Source organism: Candidatus Desulfovibrio trichonymphae (genome assembly GCF_002355955.1).
GTDB lineage: Bacteria > Desulfobacterota > Desulfovibrionia > Desulfovibrionales > Desulfovibrionaceae > Desulfovibrio > Desulfovibrio trichonymphae.
The window spans coordinates 1375445-1391290 of the sequence record NZ_AP017368.1 but is presented as its reverse complement, the minus strand read 5'-3'; the positions used below and the strand labels follow the sequence as shown (position 1 = coordinate 1391290).

At 55.3% G+C, this 15846-nt stretch carries 19 protein-coding genes and 2 pseudogenes; 14 read left to right on the top strand and 7 right to left on the bottom strand.

Going from position 1 to position 15846, the window contains the following annotated elements:
* Positions 1-15: 15 nt before the first annotated feature.
* From groES to alr, 4 genes and pseudogenes are all read right to left on the bottom strand, one after another.
* The gene (gene groES, locus RSDT_RS06775) at positions 16-303 is read right to left on the bottom strand and encodes a co-chaperone GroES (protein ID WP_096400629.1); all 288 of its coding nucleotides are present in this window, start codon (positions 301-303) and stop codon (positions 16-18) included.
* Between the two features lie 235 nt (positions 304-538).
* Positions 539-958, bottom strand: a pseudogene (locus tag RSDT_RS06770) (ACT domain-containing protein); the annotation flags it as partial.
* Between the two features lie 151 nt (positions 959-1109).
* Positions 1110-1319, bottom strand: a complete 210-nt coding sequence (locus RSDT_RS06765; RefSeq protein ID WP_096400238.1) for a twin-arginine translocase TatA/TatE family subunit — start codon at positions 1317-1319, stop codon at positions 1110-1112.
* Positions 1320-1455: 136 nt separating this feature from the next.
* Positions 1456-2586 (bottom strand): alanine racemase, encoded by a 1131-nt coding sequence (gene alr / locus RSDT_RS06760; RefSeq protein WP_096400236.1) that lies wholly within the window; start codon positions 2584-2586, stop codon positions 1456-1458.
* 106 nt (positions 2587-2692) lie between these two features.
* Here alr and tgt point away from each other — a divergent pair, with 106 nt between their 5' ends.
* Positions 2693-3829, top strand: coding sequence for a tRNA guanosine(34) transglycosylase Tgt (tgt, locus tag RSDT_RS06755; protein ID WP_096400627.1), 1137 nt, complete (start codon positions 2693-2695; stop codon positions 3827-3829).
* Between the two features lie 192 nt (positions 3830-4021).
* On the opposite strand, the gene RSDT_RS07080 is transcribed toward tgt, so the two are convergent.
* From RSDT_RS07080 to RSDT_RS07970, 3 genes and pseudogenes are all read right to left on the bottom strand, one after another.
* Positions 4022-4183, bottom strand: a complete 162-nt coding sequence (locus RSDT_RS07080; protein ID WP_172414424.1) for a hypothetical protein — start codon at positions 4181-4183, stop codon at positions 4022-4024.
* Positions 4180-4398, bottom strand: coding sequence for a hypothetical protein (locus tag RSDT_RS06750; RefSeq protein WP_096400234.1), 219 nt, complete (start codon positions 4396-4398; stop codon positions 4180-4182). Before RSDT_RS06750 ends, RSDT_RS07080 begins: the two co-directional genes overlap by 4 nt.
* Before the next feature lie 278 nt (positions 4399-4676).
* Positions 4677-4802, bottom strand: a pseudogene (locus RSDT_RS07970) (IS630 family transposase); the annotation flags it as partial.
* Between the two features lie 106 nt (positions 4803-4908).
* On the opposite strand from RSDT_RS07970, the gene thiS reads away from it, so the two are divergent.
* The 13 genes from thiS to rplI all read left to right on the top strand — a co-directional run bounded on the left by thiS (position 4909) and on the right by rplI (position 15845).
* Positions 4909-5109, top strand: a complete 201-nt coding sequence (thiS, locus tag RSDT_RS06740) for a sulfur carrier protein ThiS (RefSeq protein ID WP_096400230.1) — start codon at positions 4909-4911, stop codon at positions 5107-5109.
* Positions 5110-5111: 2 nt separating this feature from the next.
* Positions 5112-5888: a thiazole synthase gene (locus RSDT_RS06735; RefSeq protein ID WP_096400228.1), complete on the top strand. Its 777-nt coding sequence runs from the start codon at positions 5112-5114 to the stop codon at positions 5886-5888.
* Between the two features lie 721 nt (positions 5889-6609).
* On the top strand, positions 6610-7776 hold the full coding sequence (gene hflK / locus RSDT_RS06730) for an FtsH protease activity modulator HflK (RefSeq protein ID WP_096400226.1): 1167 nt from the start codon (positions 6610-6612) through the stop codon (positions 7774-7776).
* On the top strand, positions 7776-8621 hold the full coding sequence (hflC, locus tag RSDT_RS06725; RefSeq protein WP_096400224.1) for a protease modulator HflC: 846 nt from the start codon (positions 7776-7778) through the stop codon (positions 8619-8621). The genes hflK and hflC overlap by 1 nt, the downstream gene beginning before the upstream one ends.
* Positions 8622-8825: 204 nt before the next feature.
* Positions 8826-9518, top strand: a complete 693-nt coding sequence (locus RSDT_RS06720) for a MotA/TolQ/ExbB proton channel family protein (protein ID WP_096400222.1) — start codon at positions 8826-8828, stop codon at positions 9516-9518.
* Between the two features lie 4 nt (positions 9519-9522).
* The gene (locus RSDT_RS06715; protein WP_096400220.1) at positions 9523-9966 is read left to right on the top strand and encodes an ExbD/TolR family protein; all 444 of its coding nucleotides are present in this window, start codon (positions 9523-9525) and stop codon (positions 9964-9966) included.
* A gap of 6 nt (positions 9967-9972) precedes the next feature.
* Positions 9973-10884: a cell envelope integrity protein TolA gene (locus RSDT_RS06710; RefSeq protein WP_096400218.1), complete on the top strand. Its 912-nt coding sequence runs from the start codon at positions 9973-9975 to the stop codon at positions 10882-10884.
* A gap of 337 nt (positions 10885-11221) precedes the next feature.
* Complete coding sequence (locus RSDT_RS06705; RefSeq protein WP_096400216.1) at positions 11222-12526, top strand: PD40 domain-containing protein; 1305 nt, start codon at positions 11222-11224, stop codon at positions 12524-12526.
* Between the two features lie 279 nt (positions 12527-12805).
* A complete protein-coding gene (gene pal / locus RSDT_RS06700; RefSeq protein ID WP_096400214.1) occupies positions 12806-13270 on the top strand; it encodes a peptidoglycan-associated lipoprotein Pal in 465 nt (154 codons plus the stop codon).
* Between the two features lie 142 nt (positions 13271-13412).
* Entirely contained in the window at positions 13413-13664 is a 252-nt protein-coding gene (locus tag RSDT_RS07610) for a Rossmann-fold NAD(P)-binding domain-containing protein (RefSeq protein ID WP_231941840.1), read from the top strand.
* Between the two features lie 1069 nt (positions 13665-14733).
* Positions 14734-15042 carry a 30S ribosomal protein S6 gene (gene rpsF / locus RSDT_RS06685; RefSeq protein ID WP_096400210.1) on the top strand — a complete coding sequence of 103 codons (309 nt, stop codon included), beginning with the start codon at positions 14734-14736 and terminating at the stop codon, positions 15040-15042.
* Position 15043: 1 nt separating this feature from the next.
* On the top strand, positions 15044-15307 hold the full coding sequence (gene rpsR, locus RSDT_RS06680; protein ID WP_096400208.1) for a 30S ribosomal protein S18: 264 nt from the start codon (positions 15044-15046) through the stop codon (positions 15305-15307).
* A 13-nt stretch (positions 15308-15320) separates the two neighbouring features.
* Entirely contained in the window at positions 15321-15845 is a 525-nt protein-coding gene (gene rplI, locus RSDT_RS06675; protein ID WP_096400206.1) for a 50S ribosomal protein L9, read from the top strand.
* Position 15846: the final 1 nt, after the last annotated feature.

Below are 15846 nucleotides of genomic sequence, written 5' to 3'. Positions count from 1 at the left end.
TTGGTAAAGCGATGGCTAATCAATAATAGCGAGTATGTCTTCTTCACGCATGACAAGGTGTTCGACGCCGTCCAGCTTGATCTCCGTACCAGCATATTTGTTGAAAAGCACTTCATCGCCCTTTGTCACAGCCATGACGACACGGGAACCACTTTCCGCAACTTTGCCGGGGCCGACAGCCACAACCTGCCCCTTGGAAGGCTTTTCCTTGGCTGTATCGGGAATATACAGTCCACCGGCGGTTTTTTCTTCAGATTCAAGGCGCTTTACAAGCACACGATCGTTGAGTGGTTTCAGCTTCATAATGTCATACCTCCCAAAAAAAATTTTATTGCCCTTGCCGGGACACATGCGGCGCATGAACGCGCCGGAAATCTTGTGCGCAACTGACTGCATCAGCGTGTGTGCCAGCACAGTCTTGCACCGACATAGAGATAAGACAGGTTTTCTCCTTGAAAAGGGGGGAGAAGAAAAATTTTGCAATTTTTTTTCGATACGGCACGGCACCATGAACGAATAGGTCCTTAAAAAAGAAGCAAAGAACATCCACAGGTATCAGGGTAAAATTGTTGTCTTTGAGTACATCTACAGCTTGATCCACCTTGTCGAAACGAAAAATTATGACCGCGCTTCCCCTGTCGCGCTGAATAAAAGCGTACATATACTCCACGTTGATGCCGTGTGTGGAAACAAGCTTGCAGCACATCGTCAAGGCCTTTAGGTCTATCGTCCACCTCCACGGCTACAACGCTCGTTCGTCCAAGAGTAAAACCCTTTCCCTTCAGCACAGTCTGGGCTTTCATGTGATTGCACACAATCATACGCAGAATGCCAAAGTCTGAAGTGTCCGCAAGAGAAAGGGCGCGGATGTTGACGCCGGCCTCAGCCAGCGTATGCGTCACTTCCGCAAGGCGTCCTGTCCGATTTTCAAAAAAACGGATAACTGCTCTGCTTTCATGGCGGATTTTCCCTGATTCATCGTATCACGCAATAGAACAGCATGCCGGTTAGTTTGTTTTTTTGCGCCGCTGCAGTGCGGCGGCGCAAAAAAAAACAGAAATATACAAAACAGCTATACCAGTCCGGAATGGATATGATCCTCATCTCAATCAGGCTTTGCGGCTGTCTTCCTCAGGAGAGGAGGAGGCGTTGCTGTTTTTCGGGGTTATGTCAATTTCATCGGGTTCGGATGAAGCGCGACGAAAATTGCGTATAGCCCGCCCCAGTCCTCCACCTATTTCCGGCAGTTTGTTGGCTCCGAAAAGCAGCAGCACAACCACCAAAATAAGCAACAATTCCTGCATGCCAATGCCGAACATGCGGCAATCCTCCGTTGTAATGTTTGGATCATAATGCCGGTAACTTTAGATTATACGCCGCAAGCAGTGCAAGGTCAACCGTACGTGCACGGATTCATGGCCATGTGGCCACGCGTTTGGAACGTGCGCAGTTAGGTCAACCGTATGTGCGCGGATTCATGGCCCCCATGCGGCAGAGTATCTCATAGGAAATAGTATCCAGCTCATCGGCCATTTCCCGCGCGGTAACGGCTCGTTGCCCATGCGCGACCGGGCCGCCGATCAGCCATGCCTCGTCGCCGCGTCGCGTTTCGGGCAGGCTGGAAACATCAGCCATCAAAAGTCCCATGCAGATACGTCCCACCTGGGGGACGCGGCGGCCGCCGATCAGCACGTCCATTGAATTGGAAAGCCTGCGGTCAAGCCCTGTGGCGTAGCCAGCCGCGATAACGGCTATAGTCATGTCGGCGGGCGTCGTAAAAATGCGTCCGTAAGAAACGCTCTGTCCGGCCTTGACACGCTGCACGCAAAGCACGGGAGCACTCACGCTCATCACCCATTCCAGGCTGGCGCCGCAGTTTTCCAGCGCGGTTCCCGCAAAAGGGTTTCCGCCGTATAGGGCTATGCCCGGACGACTTACCTCGAAACGAGTTTCCGGCAGACCCAGCAGACCCGCCGAGTTTGCCAGAGATCGTTCCATATCCGGAAAAGCCACGCGCAGGCTGTCGCAAACAGCGGTAAAGCGCTCTGTCTGCGCGTGCGTGTACGCAAGATCCAACGGTCTGTCGGCACAGGCGAGATGAGAGAGCACAAGCGCCGGCGCAAGATGCGGCCGGGCGCGCAGAAACTCCAGCACAGCGGGGATGTCTTCCGCTGTAAAACCCAGACGGGCCATGCCGGTTTCACATTTAAGCGCGACGCGCAACGTTTTGTCAGGACGGCAGCAGAAATCCGCTTTTTCCAAGTCTTCCCTGTCGGCGAGCAGGGGCACCAGGCTGTGTGCGGCCGCGCGGTGCCAGTCTTCCGCGTTCACACCGCCCAACAGGGGCACAATCTCCTGCGTAAGACCGGCTTCGCGCAAGGCCGCGCCTTCACTCACTGTGCCGACGGCAAAGCGACGCGCGCCGACGTCGGCCAGAGAGCGCGCCACCGGCAAAAGTCCGTGGCCATAAGCGTCGCTTTTAATAACCGGCATAAGCGCCGCCGACTTGCCAAGACGCGCAAAGTTGCGCTGCAGCGCTGGCAGATCAATATGACACATGGACGGCGTAAATGTGCATTCGCTCATACCTGCCTTCCTGATTCCATTATGTCATGAAAAACGCCCCTTGTCATTCCCCGCCGCGCGCAAGCAAAACTTTACACTTTCCCCGTCTGCCGCTAAGCTGCCCGCCATGACAAGCACGGTTTTCACGCTGCTGCAAACAGACGGCACCGCCCGCGCGGGCCTGCTGCAAACAGCGCACGGCGCAGTGCCGACGCCTGTGTTCATGCCCGTGGGTACTGTGGGTTCGGTCAAGTGCCTCGCCCCGGACGACCTGCATGCCGTCGGCGCGCCGATCATTCTGGGCAACACCTACCATCTGTACCTGCGCCCCGGCGACGCGCTGGTGGCGCGTTGCGGCGGCCTACACAACTTTGCCTCTTGGCCGGGCGCCGCTCTGACAGACAGCGGCGGTTTTCAAATTTTCAGCCTGAGTTCTCTGCGCAAAATACAGGAAGAGGGGGTGGAATTCCGCTCGCACCTCGACGGCTCACGCCATTTCTTTACTCCAGAAAATGTGGTGAACATACAGCGCAACCTCAATGCCGACATCATGATGGTTCTGGACGAATGCCTGTCCTACGGCACGGACTACGCCTGCACAGAAAAATCACTGGCGCTCACCACGCGCTGGGCAAAGCGTGCCCGCGCCGCGTATCCGGCCGGCGCTGCGGGCAATCTTCTGTTCGGCATTGTCCAGGGCGGTTTTTTCAAAGATCTGCGCAGCCGATCGGCGGAAGAAATTTGCACCGTGGACTTTGACGGCTTTGCCGTGGGCGGTCTTTCCGTGGGCGAAAGCAAGGCCGAGATGTACGAGATGCTCTCCCACACGGCGCCCCTGCTGCCGCGAGACAAGCCGCGCTACCTGATGGGCGTGGGCACGCCGCTTGACATTGTGCACGGCATTCACGCGGGCATGGATATGTTCGACTGCGTACTGCCCACGCGCAACGCGCGCAACGGCACGCTCTACACCTCTGTGGGCAAGATCAACATAAAACGGCGGGAATACGCGGAAGACGAAAGCCCGCTGGATCCTGACTGCGGCTGCTACACCTGCCGCACGTTTTCACGCGCCTATCTGCGCCATCTGTTTGCAAGCAGGGAGATGTTGTCCTTCCGGCTCAACTCACTGCACAATCTCACCTATTATCTGCGCCTCACGCGCGAGGCGCGACGGGCCATACTGCAAAACCGCTTCACGGCCATGCTTGCGCGCATGAAAGCGCTCTACCCGGATGAGGCCAGGGCTGGATGCGGCGCATAGGCGACCGGAGCGCCAGCGACCGAGAATCCTCAAAAGCTGCACGCCGCGCGTACGCACCGCATTTCCGCAGGATGAGGACGAATGGACTGCGGCGCGAGCGCTGGTCCAAGGGCACCCGCGTCCGGCAGCGGAACAACAGGTTCAAGTTCGGCAGACGCGGTAGCGTGTTCTTCTTTCTTCTGCCGTTCGCTATCATACCGTAAGTTCCACGCGCAGCACGTCTGACGCGCATGCAGGAACAAATATGCCGGACGTCAGCGCAAGCCACAGCGTGGCGGGCAGCTCGTGCAACAGGCAGGAAAGCACAAGGCCGCGCGTCAGGGTGAAGCGGCTCGTTGTCGCCGCGATGCTCATTTGCCCAACGCTTCCGTCTGCATGCCACTCGGGCGAATTTCAGCTGTTTCAGCACATCGGCCACGTCCACAAAGCGCTGCAGGACGCGCTTCCTTATCCGCTCGCAGCAGGAAAGCCGTACTTTTGTCCAGCCCTTCCAGCTCGCCGCGCACTCCCTCCGGGGCAACGGCCTTGCCCGCGTAGTAGATCACGCCTTTCGCGTCAATTTCTATCACTTCCGTTCCGTTTCAGGCGTCTCCCCGGCGCTTGCCGAAGGCCTGCAGCAGATTCACCGAAATACGTCCCGAGGCGATAAAGCTGGAGGTGTTCAGCAAATTGTCCGCAAGACCAGCATGATGTCAATGAAGGGGATCATGTTCAAGTCTGTCAATGGGTTTTTCTTCCATCACGTCTCTCATTGCAGGGTGAGCACACGCGTGCGGCGCAGCAGATAATTGTACAGCGTCACAACGGAAAATTTTGTTCTCTACTGAAGGAAGGCGATGTTTTTTGCGAAGGTATGAACGGCAAGTTCTTGCGTGCCCCTAAAGCTCTTCCTGCGCAAAGACTTCCGGGACAAAATATCGAACCATATTTCCTCCATGTTGAGCCAACTTGCGCTTGTCGGCGTGTAGTAAAAAATACGTCCGGCTGTTTTCACTCTCCAATATATTGTGGATTTGACACTCTTGCATTCCTCATGCGGAGAGACTATTTTAACCCGCGACAAACACTTGTGAGGAAACATGGACGTACTGGTCAACGGTAAGACAGAATCCCTCCCCCTGTCCGCATGCCTGACGGATATGCTCAGGAAACGCGGCAATGATGTGAAAACCGTTGTGGTAGAGCTCAACGGCCGCATTGTGCCGCATGAAGAGTTTGCGCAAACCTGCATGCAGGCAAATGACACGCTTGAAATTGTACATTTTGTCGGCGGCGGATAGCCATGACTGCTGATATCCCTTTTATACTCGGCGGGATACCCCTGCAAAGCCGCCTCTTTCTCGGCACAGGCAAATTCGGCGCGAACAGCCTTATTCCCGCTGTTGCCGAAGCGAGCGGCGCCGAGGTGGTCACCGTGGCTATGCGCCGTGTTGATAAGAACGGGCAGGGCATCACGGCGCACATTCCTTCGAATATACGCCTTCTGCCAAACACGTCCGGCGCGCGCACCGCTGAAGAAGCCCTGCGTCTGGCGCGCTTGGCGCGCGCAGCCGGCTGCGGCACATGGGTAAAAATTGAAGTCATCTCCGATACGCGTTATTTGCTGCCCGACGGCTACGAAACAGCCAGAGCAGTGGAACTGCTGGTCAAAGAAGGTATTACTGCCCTGCCCTATATCAATCCTGATCTCTATGTAGCGCGCGCCTGTGCTGAAGCGGGGGCGGCGGCGGTCATGCCGCTCGCCGCCCCTATCGGCACGAACCGCGGTCTGCGCACAAAAGAAATGATCGCCATACTCATTGAAGAAATTGATCTGCCTATCGTGGTGGATGCCGGTCTGGGACGCCCTTCACAGGCTTGTGAAGCTATGGAAATGGGCGCCACAGCCTGCCTTGTCAATACAGCCATCGCTTCTGCCGAAGATCCCGTGCGCATGGCCGCAGCTTTCAAGACAGCTGTTAAAGCCGGCCGACAGGCATGGCTCGCCGGGGCAGGCGCGGTCAGAGCGCGGCAAGACGGAGCGGAAGCGTCCTCACCGCTGACAGATTTTCTGCAATAACGCTATACCCGACGGCCTCATTGAGGGCAAAAAGACAGACCTCCAGCACAGCACATACGCCCAAGCAGAGGACAAATCACCTTCGTTCAGGTTGAATGTCGCCGACAGTTCAAAAACTTCTTCCCGCTCTCCACGCTGACAGTGCGTGCGTAGGGGAATCTTGAAGGAATATAGGCTTGCTTGCCGAACAGTGCGTCAAGCAGCTTAAAGAAGGGTGTCCCTGAAGAAACTGCGCAACGCTGCAACACTAGCCACCCGACTGCATTCAGATGACGGCATCGCTTTATCATAGGAAGACGCCAATATATTTAGTTTTTATGTATGTTGCCAACTGATTTCTGCTTCCTATCTCCTCATTTTCGTGTGAGGCCCATGGTCGCTTGGGCGCATTCTGTCGTCGCACGCAATATATTCTAATTGAATAGTCGCTGAAAGTACAACATTAGAAATAGTTGTAGAAATGAACAGCAATTGAAAATGGCAGAGTCAGTATTTTACAGACTCCTAAGCTGACGGAAAATTTTCAACAAAAAACAGATCCGGCATGTCGGGAGCGGCTGGTGCACAATATGACGCAACTCCTCAACTTGACTCAGGGGGCTGGTCTATACATGCCATGTCGTCGCGCGAGGACTGTCTTGACCTGAGCGTATTTCTGACATATGCAATATTTGGCGCAGCAAAGAACACAACCTCATCATAAAAGGATGCCGACGCTATCATGAATTGGGACTGGGACAAATTACAAGAAAAACGGCAGCGACAGCAGCCGGTGGGCAGGCCCCCTCAAAAGCAGCCGGCTGACCGCGACGGCCACGACGACAAAGCAGAACAGGAAGCGCCGCGCGCAAAACACACCTCCTGCGGCAGCAGCGGCCCGGGCGGCAAGCCCTTTGAAAATCTACAGCGCATGCGCGCACCAGGTGGACGCGCCCTGTGGTTCACGATCCCCATTATTGCGCTGCTCTGGCTTTTGTCCGGCATTTATATTGTCAACCCTGATGAACAGGGCGTTGCGTTGCGTTTCGGCCAATACAACAGAACCGTCGGCCCCGGCCCGCATTACGCCTGGCCTGTGCCGTTGGAATCTGTGTACAAGCCGCAGGTAACGCAGGTGCTGCGCAGCGAAGTGGGCTTCCGCTCCGTGGGGCAGACCGCCACCTTCCAGCAGGGGCAGGTGCGCAGCGTGCCTGAAGAAGCCTCCATGCTCACGGGTGATGAGAACATCGTCAACGTACAGTTCAGCGTACAGTACAAAATAAGCGACCCTGTAGCCTACCTTTTTAATGTGAGCGCGCCCACGGCGCTTGTGCGCAACGCTGCGGAAGCAGCCATGCGCGAAGTTATAGGCAACAGCCAGATTGACGCCGCAATCACCGACGGCAAGCTCAAAATACAGAATGAAGCCACGCAGCTTCTGCAAAAAATTCTTGACCGCTACGGCTCAGGCATCCAAGTGCTTGCTGCGCAACTGCAGGACGTACACCCGCCGCAGGAAGTCATTGACGCTTTTAAAGACGTGGCGAGCGCCCGCGAAGACAAAAGCCGCATCATCAACGAGGCTGAAGCCTACCACAACGAACTTTTGCCACAGGCGCGAGGCCAAGCGGCGGCCATGCTCAATCAGGCTGAAGCCTACAGCACAACCCGCATGCAGAACGCCTCAGGCGAGGCGTCGCGCTTTAACGCGCTACGCGTGGAATACGACAAGGCACCAAAAGTGACAAGGCAGCGGCTGTATTATGAAGCCATGGAAGAAATTCTCTCCGGATCGCATGAAAAAATCCTGATGGACAGCGCCGCCGCCGGCCGCGCAACTCCCCTGCTGCCGCTGCCGGGCCTAGGCGGCCTTGCCGCTCCAGTCCCAAAAACTTCGGAGAAAAAATAATGCCCAAAAATACGCTAATTCCAGCCATTATTCTTCTTGCACTTCTGCTTATGGCATTTCAGTGTTTCTTCACCGTGCACCAGACACAGACAGCGCTTGTGCTGCAACTTGGCGATCCTCTTTCACATGTGTACGAACCTGGCCTGCACTTTAAACTGCCCTTTGTTCAAAATGTCATCTATTTCGACTCGCGCGTGCTGGATTATGAAGCGCGTTCCCGCGAAGCCTTTACAATAGACAAAAAAGCCATCGTGTTGGACAACTATGCCCGCTGGCGCATTATCAACCCCCTGCAGTTTTACCGCACTATGCGCACCATACCCGGCGCGCAGGCCCGGCTCGACGATGTGGTCTACTCTCAATTACGGGCTCTGGTGGGCGCGTACACGCTTACCGAAGTGGTTTCTTCGCACCGCGCGGATATCATGAAAGAAGTCACTAACAAGGTTTCCGACCTTATGAAAAATTTCGGCGTGGAAGTACTTGACGTGCGCATCAAGCGCACGGACCTGCCGCCGGAAAACCAGCGTGCCATCTTTGGACGCATGCGCGCCGAACGTGAACGCCAGGCAAAACAATACCGTTCTGAAGGCGAGGAAGAATCCACGCGTCTGCGCTCCGACGCAGACCGCCAGCGCGCCGTTATTCTGGCGCAGGCCACACGCGACGCACAGATCACACGCGGCGCGGCTGACGCCAGCGCCGCGGCCACCTATGCCGACGCCTACAACAAATCGCCAAAATTTTATGCATACATGCGTTGGCTTGAAGCCATGAAAAAATCCTTTAAAGAAAACAGTAAGATGGTGCTTTCCAGCGAAACGCCACTCATGGGCCCGCAGTAGAATATAAAAAGCTCTAAAAAACCCTTGAAAAAATACCCCGCCCATTGCATTCTGCGCAGCAAAGTTTTTTGATGGCAGGCCTTTGAACTCCTCCCGTCAGCGGGAGCGATCCGCTGGCGTCAAAAGCCGCAGTGTCGCCATTCAAACCTGCCGCCGCCTATCGAAACGGGCGCGTCTTGCGGCGTGTATCAAACGGAGAATCTCATGGAATTCAGTTTTTTTTCAATGATCACCCAGGCCAGTCTGGTCGCCAAGGTCGTACTGGCGCTATTGGGGCTCATGTCCATCGCGAGCTGGGGCATGATGATCCAGAAAATAATCATGCTCAGCGCGGCCGACAACAAGGCCAGCGACGGCTCGGAACGCTTCAGCAAGGCCGTCAACCTGCGCGAGGCCGTACAACTTCTGGGCTCTGACCCCACATCGCCGCTGTATTACATCGCCCATCAGGGCGTGCAAGAATTCAACCGTTCCAAAGAGCTCGGCAACTCCAGCGACGTTGTGGTGGACAACGTGCGCCGCGCCCTGCGTCAGGGCGTGGGCAGCGAGCTTGCGCGCCTGCAGCGTTCTCTCTCTCTGCTGGCCACAACAGCCAACACTGCGCCATTTATTGGCCTATTTGGCACAATATGGGGTATTATGCAATCATTCCATTCCATCGGCGTGCTCAAATCCGTCTCGCTCGCCACAGTGGCGCCCGGCATTTCCGAGGCATTGATAGCTACAGCCATCGGCCTTGGTGTGGCCGTGCCCGCCACAGTGGGATTCAACCTTTTTATGGGCAAATTGTCCCAAATAGACACGCTGCTCGTTAATTTCGCCAGCATTTTTTTAAACAGGGTACAACGCGAGCTTAATGCGCACCGTCCCGTGCAGCGCAACGGCACGGAGGCGTGAGATCATGGGATCTTCTTTAAAAAACGGCAACGGCTTTGTTTCGGAAATCAACGTCACGCCCTTTGTTGACGTGATGCTGGTGCTTCTAATTATCTTCATGGTGGCAACGCCCATGATGAGTCAGGGCATAGATGTGGATCTGCCTCAGACAAACCAAGTGGATTCGCTGTTGACAGAAACCGATCAGATGGTGCTGACCGTACGGCGTGACGGCAAAATTTTTCTGGACGAATACGGCATTGACGACATTGCGGATCTGGAAGGCTATCTGAAAACGCTTGTCAAGGAAAAAAACAAGGGCCTTTTTCTGCAAGCCGACAAAAACGTGGCGTACGGACTGGTTGTGGAAGTCATGGGCCATATCAAAGCCGCCGGCATTGAAAAACTTGGCGTCGTTGCGGAAAAACCTGAGCCCGCGGGCAAAACTCCCTCTTCCAAGGTGAAGTAGGTTTGCATGCGTCCGGCCTCATATGTACTTTCATTCTGCCTGCATGCGGCGCTCTTTCTGCTTTTCTGGTTCTGGCCGGAGCATCCACCCCTCCGGCTTAACGTTCCGCCGGTGATGATAAGCCTTGTGGAGGGCGATCCCGGCGGCAACCGAACCCCCTCGCCCATTCTCGGGCACATGGGCGAGCCTGGCGAGGCCTCCAAAACCTCGACTGCGCCAGCACCGAAGGCAGAAACGGCCTCTCCAGAAAGAACGCAGATCAAAGAGCCCGCGCCTGTGCCTTTACCGTCCAAAGTGGAGCAAGCACCCGTCAAAAAACTCGATCCCGTGCCTGAACAAAAACCTGCGCTGCCTCAAGAAAAAATGACTCCCGTCGCCCCTAAAAAAGCACCGCAGCCAAAACAGGAATCTAAAAAAGAAGACAAAAAATCGGCGCAGGAAAAACAGACGCAGCCTCCCAAGGTCGATCCTGTCGCCGCAGCGCTGGAACAGGCGCGGCGCAAAGCTTCATCACGAGCGGATTCGGGAGACCGCGGCAATGCGCTGGAACAGGCTCTAGCACAGGCGCAGCGCAAGGCCTCCGGCAATCGCGGGGGGGGCGGAGGAGAAAGCGCCGGCCCCGGCGGCGGCCTTGGCGATGTTTATATTGGTCAGGTTATGCTGGCTGTGCGGCCCAACTGGGGTTTTGCATCTGCCGCCCGCGTCAATCTAAGCTGTGTTGTCCGCGTCAAGGTAGACATGCAGGGCAAGGTGCTGCAGACGGACATCTTCCAGCGCTCCGGCAACCCACAATTTGACGCCTCGGCCGTCAACGCGGTGGTGCGCACAGGGCAGGCCGGGCAGTTCCCGCCGCCGCCCTCGTCCGAGTATACTGATCTGGACCTTGTGTTCACGCTTGACGAACTCATGGGAAGATAAGGGAGGCAACGCAATGCCGTTCTCGTTCTGTTCACAGCATAGCTTTTTGTCTCACAAACGGCATATGGAGCGACTGTCGCGACGGCCGACTTAAACAGCGGCTACAGCTGCAAGATGCTTGGCATGATGTGCGATGTGTGGGCGCTGCCGCCAGCGCCGTCACGAAATTCGCCCTGCTAAGGCACCGGCGATGAGTCCTTGACAAATATGCGCAGCGGGGCTTACGCAGTGCGGGCAATGTCCCCCGCCCCAGCCGGATATGGGCAATCCGATTGACATTACCCTCAAACTGGTGCGTCGCGCGAAGACGCCCCGTTGACGCAAGGGAGGCAATACCATGACAAAACAGATAGTTCTGGCGCTCGGTCTTTTACTGTTCGCCAGCCCCGCCGCTCACGCCGCCATGCGTGTTGATATTTACGGCCCTGGCCAGAATATCGTCAACCTTGCGCTGGCGGCGCCCATCAGGAGCCCTCAAAGCGAGGCCACGGCTATGGGCCGTAACCTGCAGCAGCTTGTGGAGCAAAATTTGAGCTTTCTGCCTTTCATGCGGCTGACAAGCCCTAAATCCGTGCTCGGCGGCACGGTGCTCATGGGGTATGAGCCGCCGAATCTGGATTTCAAGCGCTTTCAACTGTCCGGGTCGGACATTCTGGTCACCACCTTCTGGCCGGACGGCGACAGCGGCACAAAGTCCGTTCATCTGCGCGCTTTTGAAACAAACACCGGCGTCCGTCTCTTCGGCAGGGAATACCTGAAGGTGAGCGCACGCGACCTGCCCGAAGTTGCGGACCGCTTTTGCGCCGACCTTCTGGAAGCGCTGACGGGCAACGGGGCGTTTTTCCGTTCTACACTCGCCTTTATCAAAAAAACCGGCAAATTAAGCGCCAATGTCTGGCTTGTTAAACCCACAGGGCGCGACCTGCGGCAGATTACCAATATGCAGGGCGAAGCACTTTCCCCAGCTTGGTCGCCTGACGGACGCTTTGTGGTTTTTTCCCATATTGACACTAAATCCCATGCGCTAGGCGTCTGGGACAGCAACAACAAAAAAGTGCAGCGCATACGTTTTCCGGGCAATGTTGTCATAGGCCCGGCTTTCATGCCTGACAACAAAGTGGCTGTAGCGCTTTCCAACGGCAAATATCCGGTTATTTTTCTGCTGAACCACGTTTTTCAGAAAGAACGCGTGCTGGAACAGAGCGATTCCATCAATGTTTCCCCCACATTCGACAGCACAGGAACAAAAATGGCCTTCACCTCCTCGCGCATGGGCGGCCCGCAAATATTCCTCAAGGATCTGAACTCAGGTGTCGTTGTCCGCGTGAGCAAAAACGGCACGTACAACACAGAGTCCAACCTCTCGCACGACGGAACCCTCGTGGTCTATAGCCGCATGACAGACTACGGCCACCGCATCTTTGTGCAGGATATGGTCACAGGCATGGAACGACAGGTCACTTTTGGTCCGGGCAGCGACGAGCAGCCTGCTTTCTGCGCGGACAGTTATTTTATTGCATTTGCCTCCACACGCGGTGGAGGTGGCATCTACCTGACGACACGGCACGGCGGCGACGCGAAACAGGTGCCCACAGGCGGAGGGCCGTCTTCTTTTCCACGTTGGAGTGTACCGTCAAAGTGAATACTCCACATGCTAAACAGGTGGCCGCAATTAACAGCTAAATCTGGCGACATCAGCCTCGCCCCACAAAGTATGAACAATAAAATATTTCAATAGGTTAACAAATATCTTTTTGGGGAGTGAAAAATTTTTCTGAAAAAGCGCGGGAATTCGCCTCTCACGCCTTGACAAAAATAGCTGTGCAGATACCATACTTATCGTGCGCTTTGTCAGTGAGACCAGCGCGCGTGTACTGAAAGGAAAGGTTTTTTGAAGTTCGAGCTGTTCAGGAGGACACTAATGAAACGTTTGGCTCTTATTCTTGCTTTGGTCATGGCCATCGGCGCCGGCTTCGGCTGCGCGAAAAAAACCGGCGAACCTGGTGATGTTGACGAACTTACGCCGGAAATGCGTGCCGCGATCCAACAAATCACTGACGGTCGCGTGTATTTTGCCTTTGACAAATTCGACGTCAAGCCCGAATACAAAGACATGCTGCGTGGCAAAGCCGACCTGATAAAACGGTATTCCACCATTCGCGTGCGCATTGAAGGCAACTGCGACGAACGAGGCACACAGGAATACAACTTGGCCCTTGGCGAACGCCGCGCCCGCGCCGCCTACGAATATCTGGTTACGCTCGGCGTCAACCCCGGCCAGCTTGAAATGCTCAGCTACGGCAAAGAAAATCCGGTTGTGCAGGGCAGCGACGAATCCGCTTGGTCCAAGAACCGCCGCGATGACTTCCGCGTAGTTGCTCACTAAATCTGACGCGTTTTCCAAAAAGCCGTCCGGCTGCCACACCGATCACGGCTGGCCGCGACATTTCAGCCGATGATCCCGGCCGCCCCGCAGGGGCGGCCTTTTTTTTCAACATGCCTCGCACGGCAAAGGGCGATGCGGTGATGTGGACTGGATCCCTCTTGCCGCTCTCGGAGAACTGAGCGTCCATGACGAAACCCCGCACGACAAATTGGCTGAACGCACAAAGGACGCCACCGTACTGCTGGCCAACAAGACCCCGTTGCGCAAAAAAAACATTGACAAGCTCGCCGCCACACGCATGGTCGGCATTATGGCAACCGGCTACAACATAGTGACACTGAAGCTCTTGCTCAAAAAAATATCCCTGTCTGCAATGTTGCTGCTTATGGCGTGAACGATGTCGCCCAGCATGCCGCCATGCTGCTTGAACTCGCCGGCATGTGAGCCTACATTAGGTCTGATAGGCTTCGGGTCCATCGGACGGCGTGTCGGAGAGCTGGCCCACGTCTTCGACATGAGCGTGCTGGAACCTGCCTCAACCCCAAAAATCCGCCGACATACAGCCCATTTGCCTTCGCCTCTCTAGATCATCTTCTGGCAGCCTCTGACGTTGTCTCTCTGCACTGCCTGCGACGCCGCAAACCTATTATTGAATACCCCCCGCGGCCGCCTAGTGAACGAGGCTGCTGCTGCAAAAGCCTTGCACAGCGGGCATCTGCGCGGCATCGGCACTGCAGAACATCATCGTCTTCACAGCGAAAAACATACGCCGCTGGCAGCAGGACACGCCCGTCAACGGCGTCAATGGCGTCAAACTGCCATAAGCAGCTGCAGGCAAGACTTAGAATTTATCCATAAATCAATTTGTATATTCCCCAGGAATTTGTTATACTTTTCTCCAATGAAGACAGGTAGATGAGCGTACAATCTTGAGGAATCTCAGATATATTTTGGCATTGTTGAGCCCTTGATCCGAAGCCCGAGCGGAAAAAGAAAGGCTGTATAAATGCGTGGTTGGTGGAGAAAGAAAGCCTCTGCCCCCGCGTAAGGTGTTCTCGGCGATAGTCTATGTTTTGTGGCATAACAGTGGAAGGCATTGCCAAAGAAATTTTTGGAAATTCAGACGCGATTCACAGGCACTTCAGGAAATGGGAGCAACAAGATTTTTCCTTGAGTGATGACACCGCGGCAGATTGCGGGAAAAAAGGAACAAGGCGCCATATTCTTAACCGCTTACAACGAAACCGCAAAGCCTTTTGTATGGAGAAAGCGTGAGGTCAAGGGTAGGCAACTTAAAAATAATGCTCAAAACTTTAATAATCAAACATTAGAATCAAATCATTGCAAAAGTGAATCTCTCCCCTGTTCTGCCGCTTGACAGGCCCAGAACCAGTCTATATAAAACTTCTCCCTTGCTCGCGGCCGGAAGACGCGGGCTGTTAATCCACAAGGAGAACCAAAACATGCGGAAATTTGAAACCCTGCTGCTCCTCTCACCGGAGCTTTCCACCGAACAGCGCGAAACCCTTTTGAATACGCTTGTCGCCGTGATTGAGCGCGAAGGGGGCGTTATGGCGGAAGTGGACGACTGGGGTATGCGCGATCTTGCCTACCCTGTGCACAAGCAGATGCGCGGCTGTTATACGCGTCTGGAATATCATGCTCCGGCGGAGCTCATTGTGGAACTGGAACGCAATATCCGGATCAGTAACGGCATTTTCAAGTTTGTGACCGTCAAACTGGCCGACAATGCGGTCGGGGAGGTTGCCTGAAATGGCTTTTAAAAAAAAATTCGCCCCGCGCCGCAAGTTTTGTCGCTTCTGCGCCGACAAGGAATTGCCCCTGAATTACAAGCGCGCCGACATACTGCGCGACTTCATTACCGAGCGCGGGCAGATTATCGCCCGCCGCATCACGGGCGTGTGCGCCCATCACCAACGTATGCTCACGCGTGAAATAAAGCGTGCCCGCCAGATGGCCCTGCTGATATACACCGCCACGCACGACTCTGTCGTCAAGAAGAAGAGCATGATCTAAAAAGGGGGCGGATATGAAACTAATACTTCGCGCCGATGTGGAAAATCTCGGCAGTCTTGGCGATGTGGTCAATGTCAAGGCAGGGTATGGCCGTAATTATCTTCTGCCGCAGAGCCTTGCCATGACGGCCTGTCCGGCCAATCTGAAAGTGTTTGAGCAGGAGCGGAAAAAACTTGAGGCCCGTATGGACTCTCTACGCGCGGAGGCAAAAGACATTCAGGCGCGTCTGGAGTCACTGGATGTGGTTATTCCCATGCATGTGGGCGAAAATGACAAACTTTACGGCTCCGTGACCAGCAGCATTATCGGCGATGCCCTTTCCAGGCTGGGTGTGGAGGTGGATCGCCGCCGCATTCTTCTTGACGCACCCATCCGCACGCTTGGCGAACACCCCGTGCGCGTACGTCTGCACGCGAGTGTCACGGCCGTTGTTTCGATAAAGGTGATTTCCGATCACAAGGCTATTGTGGAAGAAGAAGTCCCCGCAGCCGCCCCTGATGGTGAACCTGCCGAAGTCGCCGCGGAAAGCGCCTTGTAGG

Bases quoted from the DNA above. Each gene is read 5' to 3' on its own strand.
- RSDT_RS07080 (WP_172414424.1), bottom strand. From the start codon at position 4,183: ATGAGCATCGCGGCGACAACGAGCCGCTTCACCCTGACGCGCGGCCTT.
- pal (WP_096400214.1), top strand. From the start codon at position 12,806: ATGAAACGTTTGGCTCTTATTCTTGCTTTGGTCATGGCCATCGGCGCC.
- hflC (WP_096400224.1), top strand. From the start codon at position 7,776: ATGCCCAAAAATACGCTAATTCCAGCCATTATTCTTCTTGCACTTCTG.
- RSDT_RS06735 (WP_096400228.1), top strand. From the start codon at position 5,112: ATGACTGCTGATATCCCTTTTATACTCGGCGGGATACCCCTGCAAAGC.
- rplI (WP_096400206.1), top strand. From the start codon at position 15,321: ATGAAACTAATACTTCGCGCCGATGTGGAAAATCTCGGCAGTCTTGGC.
- groES (WP_096400629.1), bottom strand. From the start codon at position 303: ATGAAGCTGAAACCACTCAACGATCGTGTGCTTGTAAAGCGCCTTGAA.
- tgt (WP_096400627.1), top strand. From the start codon at position 2,693: ATGACAAGCACGGTTTTCACGCTGCTGCAAACAGACGGCACCGCCCGC.
- hflK (WP_096400226.1), top strand. From the start codon at position 6,610: ATGAATTGGGACTGGGACAAATTACAAGAAAAACGGCAGCGACAGCAG.
- RSDT_RS06710 (WP_096400218.1), top strand. From the start codon at position 9,973: ATGCGTCCGGCCTCATATGTACTTTCATTCTGCCTGCATGCGGCGCTC.
- thiS (WP_096400230.1), top strand. From the start codon at position 4,909: ATGGACGTACTGGTCAACGGTAAGACAGAATCCCTCCCCCTGTCCGCA.
- RSDT_RS06705 (WP_096400216.1), top strand. From the start codon at position 11,222: ATGACAAAACAGATAGTTCTGGCGCTCGGTCTTTTACTGTTCGCCAGC.
- RSDT_RS06765 (WP_096400238.1), bottom strand. From the start codon at position 1,319: ATGTTCGGCATTGGCATGCAGGAATTGTTGCTTATTTTGGTGGTTGTG.
- rpsR (WP_096400208.1), top strand. From the start codon at position 15,044: ATGGCTTTTAAAAAAAAATTCGCCCCGCGCCGCAAGTTTTGTCGCTTC.
- RSDT_RS06720 (WP_096400222.1), top strand. From the start codon at position 8,826: ATGGAATTCAGTTTTTTTTCAATGATCACCCAGGCCAGTCTGGTCGCC.
- alr (WP_096400236.1), bottom strand. From the start codon at position 2,586: ATGAGCGAATGCACATTTACGCCGTCCATGTGTCATATTGATCTGCCA.
- RSDT_RS06715 (WP_096400220.1), top strand. From the start codon at position 9,523: ATGGGATCTTCTTTAAAAAACGGCAACGGCTTTGTTTCGGAAATCAAC.
- rpsF (WP_096400210.1), top strand. From the start codon at position 14,734: ATGCGGAAATTTGAAACCCTGCTGCTCCTCTCACCGGAGCTTTCCACC.